This window comes from Faecalibacterium sp. Marseille-P9312, from assembly GCF_902497445.1.
Taxonomy (GTDB): domain Bacteria; phylum Bacillota; class Clostridia; order Oscillospirales; family Ruminococcaceae; genus Faecalibacterium; species Faecalibacterium longum.
The window spans coordinates 40,253-53,261 of sequence record NZ_CABVEW010000009.1; the positions used below are offsets into that span (position 1 = coordinate 40,253).

Below are 13,009 nucleotides of genomic sequence, written 5' to 3' on the forward strand. Positions count from 1 at the left end.
GATGAGGGCTGTTTTTTGTTTTTTGCCCGACTGCCATAAAAACTGCGTCCGGAGGAGGACGCCGATACACGAGGAGAGATTAAAACTATGCAATGGACCGGTTTGAATGAACTGCGTGACAAGTACCTTACCTTCTTTGAGGGCAAGGGACACCTGCGTCTGGACAGCTTCCCGCTCGTCCCGAAGAACGACCCCAGCCTGCTGCTCATCAACAGCGGCATGGCACCTATGAAGAAGTGGTTCCTCGCTCAGGAGGAGCCGCCCCGTCATCGCGTGACTACCTGCCAGAAGTGCATCCGCACCCCTGACATCGAGCGCGTGGGCATCACTGCCCGCCACGGCACCTTCTTCGAGATGCTGGGCAACTTCTCTTTCCAGGATTACTTCAAGGAAGAGGTCATTCCCTGGGCATGGGAGTTCCTGACTTCCGACGAGTGGATGGCTATCCCGAAGGATAAGCTGCACATCTCCGTCTACAAAGAGGACGATGAGGCTTACGACATCTGGACCAAGAAGGTGGGCGTTGCCCCCGACCACATGGTCCGTCTGGGCAAGGAAGACAACTTCTGGGAGCACGGCTCCGGCCCGTGCGGCCCCTGCTCTGAGATCTACTTCGACCGCGGCCCCGAGTACGGCTGCGGCAAGCCGACCTGCGGCGTGGGCTGTGACTGCGACCGCTATATGGAGATCTGGAACCTGGTGTTCAGCCAGTTCGACGCCGACGGCAAGGGCCATTACGAGCGTCTGGCACGCCCCAACATTGATACCGGCATGGGTCTGGAGCGTCTGGCCTGCGTGATGCAGGGCGTGGGCAACCTGTTCGAGGTCGATACCGTCCAGAGCGTGCTGCACCATGTGGAGCACATCGCCGGCAAGACCTACGGTGCCGACCCCAAGGAGGACATCTCCATCCGCGTCATCACCGACCACATCCGCAGCTGCACCTTCATGGTGTCGGACGGCATCCTGCCCTCCAACGAGGGCCGCGGCTATGTGCTGCGCCGTCTGCTCCGCCGCGCTGCCCGCCATGGCCGTATGCTGGGCATCAGCCGCCCCTTCCTCGTGGAGCTGGTGGAGACGGTCATCCAGTCCAGCGAGTCCGCTTACCCCGAGCTGCGTGAGCACGACGCCTATATCAAGAAGGTCATCGGCACCGAGGAGGCAAACTTTGCCCGCACCATCGACGCCGGCATGAACATCCTGAACAACATGATCGACGGTCTGGAAAAGGCTCACGAGCACCTGCTGAAGGGTCTGGACGTCTTCAAGCTGAACGATACCTTCGGCTTCCCCCTCGACCTGACCAAGGAGATCGCTGCGGAGCAGGGCATCGAGATCGACGAGGAAGGCTTCCACGCCGAGATGACCAAGCAGAAGGAGCGCGCCCGTGCAGAGCGCCTCAAGAAGAACATCTCCGGCTGGAGCGAAGACCTGTTCGGCACTCTGACCGCTGAACCCACCGAGTTCGTGGGCTACGACACCCTCAAGAGCGACAGCGTCGTTGTGGCTCTGAGCGACGAGGAGACTCTGACCGACGCCATCGCCACCGACGAGCAGGCCAAGGAAGGCGTGCTGGTCGTTCTCGATAAGACCCCGTTCTACGCTGAGATGGGCGGTCAGGCCGCAGACCACGGCGTTATCACCGGCGCTGAGTGCGTGCTGCGCGTGCAGGACGTCAAGAAGACCCCGAAGGGCTACTACGTCCACACCTGCACCCTCGAGAGCGGCATCGTCCATGTCGGCGACCATCTGACCGCCCGCGTGGATAAGGAATACCGCATGGCCATCGCCCGCAACCACACCGCTACCCACCTGCTGCAGGCAGCTCTGCGCGAGGTCCTGGGCGACCACGTCCATCAGGCGGGCTCCTATCAGGACGCTTCCATCACCCACTTCGATTTCACCCACTTCAGCGCTGTCACTCCCGAGGAGCTGGTCCGTGTGCAGAAGATCGTCAACGACAAGATCTTCGAATCGATGAACGTCACTGTCAAGGAGATGCCCATCGAAGAGGCCAAGAAGCTGGGCGCTATGGCTCTGTTCGGCGAGAAGTACGGCAAGGTCGTCCGTGTTGTTGATATTGAGGGCTGGTCCACCGAGTTCTGCGGCGGCACCCACGTCAAGAACACCGCTCAGATTGGCGGCTTCAAGATCGTCAGCGAGTCCTCTGTTGCTGCCGGCATCCGCCGTATCGAGGCTGTCACCGGCCGCAATCTGCTGATCCGTGCCAATATGCAGGAAGCGATGCTGCACACTGTGGCGAACACCCTGAAGGCAAACAACGTCGCCGCTCTGCCCGTTCGTGCGGAGGCTGTCATGGCTGAGAACAAGGCCATGAGCAAGGAGCTGGAGGACATCAAGGCAAAGGTCGCTGCTTCCAAGGTCACCAGCCTGTTCGACAACGCTGAGACCGTCGGCGACGTCAAGATCGCTTCCGCTTACTTCACCGGCACCTCCGGCGACACCCTGCGCGGCATGTGCGACACCATCCGTGACAGTGCCAAGGCTGCTGCTGTGGCTGTTCTGGTGGGCAAGTCTGACGACAAGATCACCATGGCCGTTACCGTGACCAAGGACGCTCAGGCAAAGGGTCTGAAGGCCGGCAATCTCGTCAAGGAGATCTCTGCCATCGCAGGCGGCAAGGGCGGCGGCAAGCCTGATTTCGCTATGGCCGGTCTGAAGGACGAGACCAAGATCGACGAGGCTCTGGCAGCTGTCAAGGGCATCGTGGAGAAGCAGCTGGGCTGATGTTGGGACAAAGGAGCTGCGCGTGAAAGGCTCTCCCTTTGGGAGAGCTGTCACCGCAGGTGACTGAGAGGGCAAGCCTGTGGCCCCAGAGCTGCGGCAGCGTGATAGGCAAGAGCTTTGTCAGAGCGATAGTGTCGCTGTGCTTTTAATTTCTTGTCAGCGTCCTTGCCCTCTCCGTCTGCTTCGCAGACACCTCTCCCAAGGGGAGAGGCTTGACAATACGCCGCAGTATCCAGATGATAGAAAGTAGGAAGGAGCGATTCCCATGGAAGATTGTCTGTTTTGCAAAATTGCAGCGGGGGACATCCCCTCGAAGAAGCTCTATGAGGACGAGCAGGTGGTGGCATTCTATGACATCGCCCCGCAGGCCAAGGTGCATTTCCTGGTCATCCCCAAAAAGCACATTCCCTCGGCCGCTGCGCTGACCGAGGAAGACGGCGCTCTGCTGGGCCATGTGTTTGCGGTCATCGCAAAGCTTGCCAAGGAGCAGGGCCTCGACAACGGCTACCGCGTCATCTCCAATGTGGGCGAGGACGCCGGCCAGACCGTCAAGCATCTGCACTTCCATGTTCTGGGCGGCGAGAAGCTGCCTGTCTGATTCCGAAAAAGTAAGGGAGATCGTTGAATATGGCTAAGACTTATACGCTGAATGTCGCGGGCCTGACCCGTGAGCTGACCATCTGCAAGGTGAACGACCACATGGACATTGCGGCCTTCATCATGCTGGGCGACGCCGAGCTGACGGTGGCTGCTGCCGCTGAGCTGCTCAAGAAATGCCCGGATTTTGACATCCTGCTGACCGCTGAGGCCAAGGGCATCCCGCTGGCTCACGAGATGAGCCGCCAGAGCGGCAAGCCCTACGTCTGCGCACGCAAGGGCGTCAAGCTGTATATGCCCGACCCTGTTGTCGTCGAGGACCAGTCCATCACCACTGCTGGCAAGCAGAAGCTGGTCATCGACCGCAAGGAGCTGGACAAGATGAGCGGCAAGCGGGTGCTGGTCGTGGATGATGTCATTTCCACCGGCGGCTCTCTCAAGGCTCTGGACAAGCTGGCCGAGCAGACCCAGTGTACCATCGTGGGTCAGGCCGCCGTTCTGGCCGAGGGTGATGCTGCCCAGCGCAAGGACATCATCTTCCTCGAGCCGCTGCCTCTGTTCCTCCACTAAACCGATATGCGACGCCCGCTCTGCGCGTTCTGCCTGAGTGCGCTGGGTGTGTTAGCGTTGTGCTCATTTTTGCCGCAGATGGGGCTTTTGCTGCCGTCTGCGGCAATTTTTGTTGTCTTCTGCCTGCTGGTCTGGTGGAGAGGCGGGGCCGCGAGAGGGTATGCGCTCTGCCTGCTTCTGGGCGCAGTGCTGGGCGTCGGCATCATGAAAACGACCGGCGCGCGGCTGGCAAAGATACAGGACGCCTACGCCGGAAAAGAAGTGGCCCTCACCGCCGAAGTGGAGAGCACAGGCCGCGCTTACACGGCGGGCCGGGTGAGCGCCGTGCTGATGGTGGAAAAAGTGGACGGGGAAGCTGTCCACCTCCGGGTGGAGTGCGCCAGTCTGCCCAAATGTGAGGCCGGAGGCCGCATCCGGGGCCGCTTTTCGCTGGATGTGCCGGATGCCACCCAGCGTCTGGACGACTACGCCGACGGCATTGTCCTCAGCGCGGAATATCTGTCCGGGATGCTTCGTCTTGGGCCCAGCGAAAGCTTCCGCGCCCGGACGGCTCGGCTCCAGGCGGCGCTGAGCCGCGCCCTGCGAAAAGGCATGGCCGAAAACACTGGCGGCGTTCTGGCTGCGATGGTGGTGGGCGACCGGAGCCATCTGACTTCGACTCTCCGCAGTGCCTACCGGGGCGCGGGGCTTTCCCATGTGCTGGTGGTGAGCGGCCTCCATGTCACCCTCTTCTGCGGCCTGCTGGATGCTCTGCCCCACAAGGAGCGGGAGCGCAGCCGGGCTTACCGCCGGATGCGGTCGCTGCTCCGGGCCGGAACGGCCCTTCTGCTGGTGGGCATCACCGGCGCGACGCCCTCTGTCCTCCGGGCGGCGGTGGCGGTCTGGGTCAGCTCCCTCGGCGTCTGGGTGGGAGGCCCGGCGGATACGCTCACCTCGCTGGGCGCGGCAGGCGTCCTCATGTGTCTGGGCAACGGGTACGCGGTCTATGACGTGGGCTTCGAGCTGTCGTTTGCGGCAGTGATGGGAACACTGGCCGGTGCTGAGTGCGCAGGGCGTGGGCGGGAGCGCTATTACGACAGAAAGAAGAAGCGGAAGAGCCGCCGGGAGAAACCATCCCGCGCGGTGCTCCTCTTCCGGCGCTTTGCGGGCGGCGTGTGGGACTCGCTTTGCGTCTCCCTCTGTGCCTCGGCGGCGACCTTCCCGGTGCTGGTGCTGCGGGGGATGAGCACGACGGTCTGGGCTGTGGCGTCGGGCGTGGCCGTCCTCTGGCTGGTGGGGCCGATGCTGAGCTTCGGCCTCGGTGCAGCTCTGCTGGGTCTGGCGGCCCAGAATTTCGAATCCTTGCCTTTGTTTGAGATCATCCGCCGCCCGGCGGCTTTCTGTGCCGAAGGGCTGGCATGGCTGATGAACGAGTGGGCTTTCCGGGTGTCCATTCTGCCGGGAGCGTCCCTCTGGTTTGATGGGACCTATGCCGCACTGGTGTGTCTTGCGCTGATCCTGCTCTGCGCAATGGCAATGCGGCGGCACATCCGGCTCCGGGTAGCTCTGCCGACGGTCATTCTGCTGGCAGCGCTGGCCTTCGGGCTGGAAACGGCCCTGAGCTGGAATGTGGTGAACATCGAGCTGGTGGGGACCCGGGCTTCACCCGCTGTCATTATTACCCAGAGAGAAAAGGCCGTCGTCCTCTTCCGGGGCGGCAGCACCACCCGGCGGGCGGTGGAAAGCCAACTGGAAAAGCGGGGCGTAAAGACGGTCGAGCTTCTGGTTGACCTGCGGATGCAGCCGGAAGAACCCTGCCGTATCGAGGCCCAAAAGCGCATCAATGCCGCTGCTCTGGCCGAGAAAACCACCCGCCGTGCTTCCTGCGGCGGGGGGGGCTTGGGACTTTTCCGCACCCCGCAGGGCTGCATTCTGCGGATGCGTGTCGGCGGGCAGAGGTTCATCACCCTCAGCGGCACCGTCCGGCCTGCAAAGCCCATCCGGGCCGAGTGGCTGCTGGCCTCGTCGGCAAGGCCGGAGAATATCCGGTACACCGACTGCCTGACCCTGAGCAGCAAATACCGCTGGATGGAGGGAGACGCAGAGCCTGTCTCGCGGCTGCGCCTCCGTCTCGAGGGGTGAGCGCTTTTCAAAGCGGGCAGAGTATGATAGAATAAAATAATCCTAATACAAAGGAGCCGATCATTTGGCAACGGAAACGAAACTCCGGCAGCTGGCCCAGGGAGGCTGTCCGGTCTACTATTTTTATTCCAGCGAGCGCTATCTTGTCCGACAGGCTGTGGCCCGGGCGGCAAAGCTTCTGGCCGAGGGTGAGGACGAAGAGACGACCGTTCTGGACGGTGCTGCGCCCGAAATCGAGCAGCTCATCATGGCGGCAGGCACCATCTCCTTCTTCGGAACGCGGCGCGTGGTGCTTCTGCCCGAGGTGGACCCCGCCGCCTACAGCGACAAAGACCTCGACGAGCTGTGCGCCACGCTGGCCAGCCTCGAGAATGCCGTGGTGGTGCTGGGCAGCGTGTTCGAGATGGAGCGCAATAAGCTCAAGCTGGGCAAGCGGGCGCAGAAGCTCATCGCCCAGTGTACTAAGGTCGGCTTTGCCGAAGAGCTGGCCAAACCTAAGCCCTACGAGCTGAAGGTCATGATGATGGACCGCGCCAAGGCGCAGGACACCACCCTCTCCGAGGGTACGGCGACGGCCCTGCTGGAACGCTGCGGCGAAGACCCGTTCCTTCTCGAGAACGAGGTGGACAAGCTCTGCGCTCTCTCCGGCTACCAGACCGTGACCACGGCCATGGTGGCCGAGATGGGGACTGTGAGCCTCGAGGCCGACGTCTTCGAGATGATACGGATGATCACGGCGAAAAACGCCACCGGTGCCTGCAAAAAGCTGCAAACGCTTCTCCGCCTGCAGCAGGAACCCATCCCCATCACGGCGGCCATGATCGGCAGCTATGTGGACCTCTATCGGGTCAAACTGGGCGCAGCCAAGCGGAAGAGCTACAGCACCGTGTTCAAGGATTTCGGTTACAAGGGCAGCGACTACCGGCTCAAGCGCTCTGCCGAGACAGCCAGCCACTACACGCTGCCCCAGCTGGAAGCCTGTATGCAGATTTTGCTTGAGCTGGACAAGAGTCTGAAAAGCCAGCCCGTGAGCGCGCAGACCCTGCTGGAAACGGCGCTCTGCCGTCTGGCGATGGCGGGAGGAAGAAGATGAGCGAGAAACTGGAACTGCTGCACACCGACCGTGTGCTCATCGTGGAGGGCAAATACGATGCGGCCCGTCTCTCCCACCTGACCGACGCCATGATCCTGCTGACGGACGGCTTCGGCATCTATAAAGATAAGAAGCGTCAGCAGCTCTTCAAACAGCTGGCCCACAAAAACGGCCTTATCCTCCTGACGGACTCCGATGCGGCGGGCTTCCGCATCCGCACCTACATCACGAATCTGGTGGGGGAGAAGAACGTGGTGCAAGCCTACGTTCCGGCCATCCACGGCAAGGAAAAGCGGAAGGCTCAGCCCGGCAAAGAGGGGCTTCTGGGGGTCGAGGGCGTGGACGATGCCCTCGTTTTGCAGGCGCTCCGGGACGCTCTGGGCGAAGAAGCTGGCATTGCCCCTGCAAAGCCGGAGGGGCGGCAAATTACTTATACCGACCTCTATGAGTGGGGGCTTTCGGGTACGGCGGGCTCGGCTGAGCGGAAAACAAAGCTGCTCTGCGCTCTCGGCCTGCCGCCCCGGCTCTCGAAAAAAGAGCTGGTGGAAGCCCTCAACCGCCTTTACAGCTACGAGCAGCTGGACGAAATGCAGTCGGAACTGCTCAAAACATGAAAATACAGCAAACTCTCCTGAGAAAAACATGAAAAAGATTCAAGCAATACTTCTGGGAAATTTGCCGTAAGCTGTGATATAATCAATATACTGTGCGCCCGTCGTGGACGAAACGACGGGCGCAGATCTTTGCAAGGTGCAATAAAGGAGACAATCAATGGAACGCGAAAAACTCAAATCGAGACTCGGGTTCATCCTCCTTTCCGCCGGCTGCGCGATCGGCATCGGAAATGTGTGGAAGTTCCCTTACATGGCAGGTCAGGGCGGCGGCGGCGCTTTCGTGCTGTTCTACCTGCTGTTCCTCGTCATTCTGGGTCTGCCTATCATGACCATGGAGTTCGCCGTGGGCCGTGCCAGCCACAAGAGCCCGGTGCGCGCCTATCAGGCCCTCGAAAAGCCCGGCCAGAAGTGGCACATCCACGGCTACTTCACCCTCATCGGCTGCTACCTGCTGATGATGTTCTACACCACGGTGGCCGGCTGGATGCTCCACTACTTCTACATGACCGCTGCCGGTAAGCTGGTGGGCCTTGACGCCGACCAGGTGGCTGGCAAGTTCACCGAGATGCTGGCAAGCCCGCTGACCATGGGCTTCTGGATGGTGGTCGTTGTGGCCATCGGCATCTTCGTCTGCGCCCGCGGCCTGCAGAACGGCCTCGAAAAAGTCACGAAAGTTATGATGATCGCTCTGCTGGTCATCATGGTGGTGCTGGCAGTCAACAGCATGTTCATGCCCGGCGCAAAGGAGGGCCTGACCTTCTTCCTCGTACCCGACTTTGAGCGGATGAAGGAAGTGGGCATCGTCAATACGCTGGTGGGGGCCATGAATCAGGCGTTCTTCACCCTGAGCCTCGGCATCGGTGCAATGGCCATCTTCGGCAGCTACATCGGCAAAGAGCACGCCCTGCTGGGCGAGAGCGTCCGCGTCGTGGTGCTGGATACCTTCGTCGCCATCACCGCCGGCCTCATCATCTTCCCGGCCTGCTTCACTTATGGTGTGGACCAGACCAGCGGCCCCAGCCTCATCTTCATCACCCTGCCCAACATCTTCGCAAATATGGCGATGGGCCGTCTGTGGGGCAGCCTGTTCTTCCTGTTCATGGCCTTTGCGGCGCTTTCCACCGTGCTGGCCGTCTTCGAGAACATCATCTGCTGCGGCATGGAGCTGACCGGCTGGAACCGTCAGAAGTCCAGCCTTATCAACTTCTTCCTCATCATCGCCCTCTCTCTGCCCTGTGTGCTGGGCTACAACGTCTGGGCCTGGGACGGCTTCGCCATCTTCGGCGGTGCGGTGCTGGATGTGGAGGATTTCCTCGTCAGCAACCTCTTCCTGCCGCTGGGCTCCCTCGTCTACCTGCTGTTCTGCGTCACCCGCTACGGCTGGGGCTGGGACAACTACAAGAAGGAAGTCAACACCGGCAAAGGCCTCAAGATGCACGACTGGATGCGCGGCTACCTGACCTATGGTCTGCCCCTCATCGTCCTGTTCATCTTCGTGTTCGGCCTGTACGATAAGTTCATCGCCTGATAAAACAAAAATACGGGATGCGGCATTTTGCAGCATCCCGTATTTTTTATCGCTTTATTTCACATACCGGCCTTCGCAGATATTCTTGCAGCAGGCGCTGATGGGGAACCAGCAGCAGTCGCGGCAGATGTCGGCGAGGATCTCCGGCGTGGCCTTGGCGTCGATCTCGCGGATGAGGTCCTGGTAGACGTAATCCTTTTCCTCGAGGCCGAAGTATTCCACCGTCTTTGCATCGTAGCGCTTGACCTTTTCCTGCGTGTCGCAGAGGTCAGTCCCCAGCTTGTTGGGGCAGCAGGAGCAGAGGGTGTCAGTGGAGAAGGTGAGGTGGATGGTGGTGCCGGGAACATCCCGCAGCTGATGCACCACGTCGGTCATGTGGGCCACGAAATCGTTGTCATAGCCTTTGCCGGAGTAGCCCTGCGTGCAGAGCAGATGATGGGGACGAAGTACGATGCTCATGCTTTCAGCCCCGGAATGCGCTTCCGCAGATTCAGGCCGATGGCGCAGGCCAGAACTGCCTTGATGATGGCAGTGGGGATGAAGGGCAGGACGCAGGCGGTGATACCCACGGCGATGGTGCTGTGGGCGACGACCACGAACATTGCAACGCCCACCACATAGTTGATCACCGTGCCGACGATAACAGCGGTGACGAAAGCACCCTTGAAAGCGTCACGGTGCTCCACGCCGAGGCCGATGATGTAGGCCATCAGGGGGAAAGAGATGAGGAAGCCGCCGGTGGGGCCGACGAACTTATCGAAACCGCCGGAGAAGTTTGCCAGCACCGGCACGCCCACAGCGCCCAGTGCCAGGTACACCAGCGTAGCGATGGCGGAAAGCTTGGAACCCAGCACCACAGCAGCCAGCGTGATGGCGAAGGTCTGCATGGTCATGGGGACGCCCAGAGGCATCGGGATGGAGATCTGGGCCATGACGGCAATGACGGCGGCGAACAGACCTGCATAGCAGATGTCCCGCACAGAGAACTTGGACTTGGTGGCCGCAGCGGCCTGGGTGTTCTGACTCATAAGAATTGTTCCTCCTATACGTTCTGGCCCAAAGCGGCCATGCTCCCAGTATGGCAGACTGCAAACGCTGCGTCAACTTTGGATTTGCGAAAGGGTTTACAATTCGAAACGAAAAACAAAACAGAAAAATACACAAAAGATGTCGCTTTTGGTTGTGAAATGTGCTATACTAAATCTTAGCTATAAGAAGCACACCAGTGATATATAGAGAGGAGAACATCATGCAGCATGAAACCGTGATCGTGCTGGACTTTGGCGGCCAGTACAATCAGCTCATCGCGCGCCGCGTCCGCGAGAATAATGTCTACTGTGAGATCTATTCCTATAAGACGGACCTGTCCGTCATCAAGGCGAAGAACCCCAAGGGCATCATCTTCACCGGCGGCCCCAACAGCGTCTATCTGGAGGATTCGCCCACCGTCGACCCCGAGATCTTCAGCTGGGGTGTGCCTGTGCTGGGCATCTGCTACGGCAGCCAGCTCATGATGCACCTGCTGGGCGGCCACGTCTGCCGCGCCCCCGAGCGTGAGTACGGCAAGACCGAGGTCTTCGTGGACAACAGTAGCAAGATGTTCACCGATGTGCAGCCCTCCACCGTCTGCTGGATGAGCCACAACGACTATATCGAGCAGGCTGCGCCCGGCTTCAAAATCACTGCCCACACCGTCAACTGCCCGGTGGCCGCAGCTGAGAACGAGGAAAAGGGGCTGTATGCCGTTCAGTTCCACCCCGAGGTGCTCCACACCGCTGAGGGCAAGAAGATGCTGCACAACTTCGTGTACAACGTCTGCGGCTGCACCGGCGATTGGAAGATGGACTCCTTCGTGGAAAACAACGTCGAGGCCCTGCGGAAGCGCATCGGCAGCGGCAAGGTGCTCTGTGCCCTGTCCGGCGGCGTCGATTCCTCCGTGCTGGCTGCCATGCTGGCCAAGGCCATCGGCAAGCAGCTGACCTGCGTCTTTGTTGACCACGGCCTGCTGCGCAAGAACGAGAAGGAAGAGGTCTGCTCTGTCTTCGGCCCCGGCAACGCCAACGGCTTTGACATCAACTTCATCTGCGTGGACGCCCGTGACCGCTACTTTGCAAAGCTGGCCGGTGTCACTGAGCCGGAGCGCAAGCGCAAGATCATCGGCGAGGAGTTCATCCGCGTCTTTGAGGAACAGGCGAAGCAGATCGGCAAGGTCGATTTCCTCGCACAGGGTACCATTTACCCCGATGTCGTCGAGAGCGGTCTGGGCGGTGAGTCCACCGTCATCAAGAGCCACCACAACGTCGGCGGCCTGCCCGACACCGTGGACTTCAAGGAGCTGGTCGAGCCTCTGCGCAACCTGTTCAAGGACGAAGTCCGTCAGGCTGGCCGTGAGCTGGGTCTGCCCGAGTATCTGGTCAGCCGCCAGCCCTTCCCCGGCCCCGGTCTAGGCATCCGCATCATCGGCGAAGTGACCCCCGAGAAGGTCGCGATCGTGCAGGACGCCGACGCCATCTGGCGTGAGGAGATCGCCAAGGCCGGCCTCGATAAGGAGATCAGCCAGTATTATGCGGCTCTGACCAATATGCACAGCGTCGGCGTTATGGGCGACGAGCGCACCTACGACTACGCCGTGGCCCTGCGCGCCGTCACCACCACTGACTTCATGACCGCCGAGAGCTACAATATGCCCTGGGACGTGCTGGGTACTGTCACCAGCCGCATCGTCAATGAGGTCAAGCACGTCAACCGCGTGTTCTACGACTGCACCGGTAAGCCGCCGGCCACGATTGAGCTCGAGTAATAAAAATTTGCCTTCCGGCTTTTTGAACCTCTCGAAAATAGAACAGAACAACGTATAAAAACAGCCCTGCTTTCAAGATTTTTCGCTTGAAGGCGGGGCTGTTTTCGCGTCCAAAGCAACAGAAAAAATAACACCCGAGGAAGAATCAAACCAGTATCACGGTTTCTTCTTCCCTGGGAAAGCCAGAGCTTCCAGCCGGCCCGCGACTTATGAAATCCTCTTGACAAAGTGGGAATGGGCAGTATAATAAAAATGAACATTGTTCATATTGAGGGTGACTACATGAATACGATCGTGACATCCAAGGAAGAGATCTTAAAAAACAGCCGTGAGCTTATCCGGGAAAAGGGCTGGACGGCAGTCAGCATCCGTTCTGTCGCCTCGGTATGCGGGGTCTCGGTCGGCTCGATCTACAACTATTATGACTCCAAGGCTGAGCTTATCAGCGCCACGGTCGAGAGCGTCTGGTGCGAAATTTTCCACCGCCCGCAGGACGAGGCCGTATTTCAGGACGTGCAGACCTGTGTCAAATGGATGTACGAGCGCATGGCCTACGGCTGTGAGCAGTATCCCGGATTCTTCACACTGCACTCTCTCGGCTTTATGCAGGAGGACAAGGCCGATGGCAAACGGCAGATGCAGCAAGTCTGGCACCATATCTTAAACGGTCTGTGTACGGTGCTGCAACAGGATGCTAAGATCCGTCCGGGCGCTTTTAATGAGCAATTCACCGTTGAAAAATTTGCCGATGTTCTGTTTTCGCTTATGCTGTCTGCTTTGCTGCGGCAGGACTACGACCCCGCCGCTGTGCTGGAGATCGTGCGCAGAACCTTATATTGACCGCATTTTCTTCCCACACTGCTGTGGGAATTTTATAACGTCCAAATTGAACACTGTTCACTCAAAGGGGACCCTCATAGGAACGTTCATCGCAGGAT

The 13,009-nt window shown here is 59.9% G+C and carries 11 protein-coding genes; 9 read left to right on the plus strand and 2 right to left on the minus strand.

Features of this window, described 5'->3' with window-relative positions; genetic code table 11:
• The first annotated feature begins 87 nt into the window (after positions 1-87).
• The 7 genes from alaS to F3G95_RS08415 all read left to right on the plus strand — a co-directional run bounded on the left by alaS (position 88) and on the right by F3G95_RS08415 (position 9,271).
• A complete protein-coding gene (alaS, locus tag F3G95_RS08385; protein ID WP_149794588.1) occupies positions 88-2,748 on the plus strand; it encodes an alanine--tRNA ligase in 2,661 nt (886 codons plus the stop codon).
• 265 nt (positions 2,749-3,013) lie between these two features.
• The gene (locus F3G95_RS08390) at positions 3,014-3,346 is read left to right on the plus strand and encodes a histidine triad nucleotide-binding protein (protein WP_015565136.1); all 333 of its coding nucleotides are present in this window, start codon (positions 3,014-3,016) and stop codon (positions 3,344-3,346) included.
• A 29-nt stretch (positions 3,347-3,375) separates the two neighbouring features.
• A complete protein-coding gene (locus F3G95_RS08395) occupies positions 3,376-3,915 on the plus strand; it encodes a phosphoribosyltransferase family protein (RefSeq protein WP_149794589.1) in 540 nt (179 codons plus the stop codon).
• Positions 3,916-4,002: 87 nt separating this feature from the next.
• The gene (locus tag F3G95_RS08400) at positions 4,003-6,036 is read left to right on the plus strand and encodes a ComEC/Rec2 family competence protein (protein ID WP_188117534.1); all 2,034 of its coding nucleotides are present in this window, start codon (positions 4,003-4,005) and stop codon (positions 6,034-6,036) included.
• A 64-nt stretch (positions 6,037-6,100) separates the two neighbouring features.
• Positions 6,101-7,129, plus strand: a complete 1,029-nt coding sequence (gene holA / locus F3G95_RS08405; protein ID WP_149794591.1) for a DNA polymerase III subunit delta — start codon at positions 6,101-6,103, stop codon at positions 7,127-7,129.
• Positions 7,126-7,743, plus strand: coding sequence for a DUF4093 domain-containing protein (locus tag F3G95_RS08410; protein ID WP_149794592.1), 618 nt, complete (start codon positions 7,126-7,128; stop codon positions 7,741-7,743). The genes holA and F3G95_RS08410 overlap by 4 nt, the downstream gene beginning before the upstream one ends.
• A 157-nt stretch (positions 7,744-7,900) precedes the next feature.
• Entirely contained in the window at positions 7,901-9,271 is a 1,371-nt protein-coding gene (locus F3G95_RS08415) for a sodium-dependent transporter (RefSeq protein ID WP_149794593.1), read from the plus strand.
• A 54-nt stretch (positions 9,272-9,325) separates the two neighbouring features.
• On the opposite strand, the gene F3G95_RS08420 is transcribed toward F3G95_RS08415, so the two are convergent.
• Complete coding sequence (locus tag F3G95_RS08420) at positions 9,326-9,730, minus strand: DUF1284 domain-containing protein (RefSeq protein ID WP_015565132.1); 405 nt, start codon at positions 9,728-9,730, stop codon at positions 9,326-9,328.
• A complete protein-coding gene (locus tag F3G95_RS08425; RefSeq protein ID WP_149794594.1) occupies positions 9,727-10,299 on the minus strand; it encodes a biotin transporter BioY in 573 nt (190 codons plus the stop codon). The genes F3G95_RS08420 and F3G95_RS08425 overlap by 4 nt, the downstream gene beginning before the upstream one ends.
• Positions 10,300-10,520: 221 nt before the next feature.
• Between F3G95_RS08425 and guaA the strand changes: the two genes are divergently transcribed.
• The gene (gene guaA / locus F3G95_RS08430; RefSeq protein ID WP_149794595.1) at positions 10,521-12,071 is read left to right on the plus strand and encodes a glutamine-hydrolyzing GMP synthase; all 1,551 of its coding nucleotides are present in this window, start codon (positions 10,521-10,523) and stop codon (positions 12,069-12,071) included.
• 282 nt (positions 12,072-12,353) lie between these two features.
• Positions 12,354-12,911, plus strand: a complete 558-nt coding sequence (locus F3G95_RS08435; RefSeq protein WP_149794596.1) for a TetR/AcrR family transcriptional regulator — start codon at positions 12,354-12,356, stop codon at positions 12,909-12,911.
• Positions 12,912-13,009: the final 98 nt, after the last annotated feature.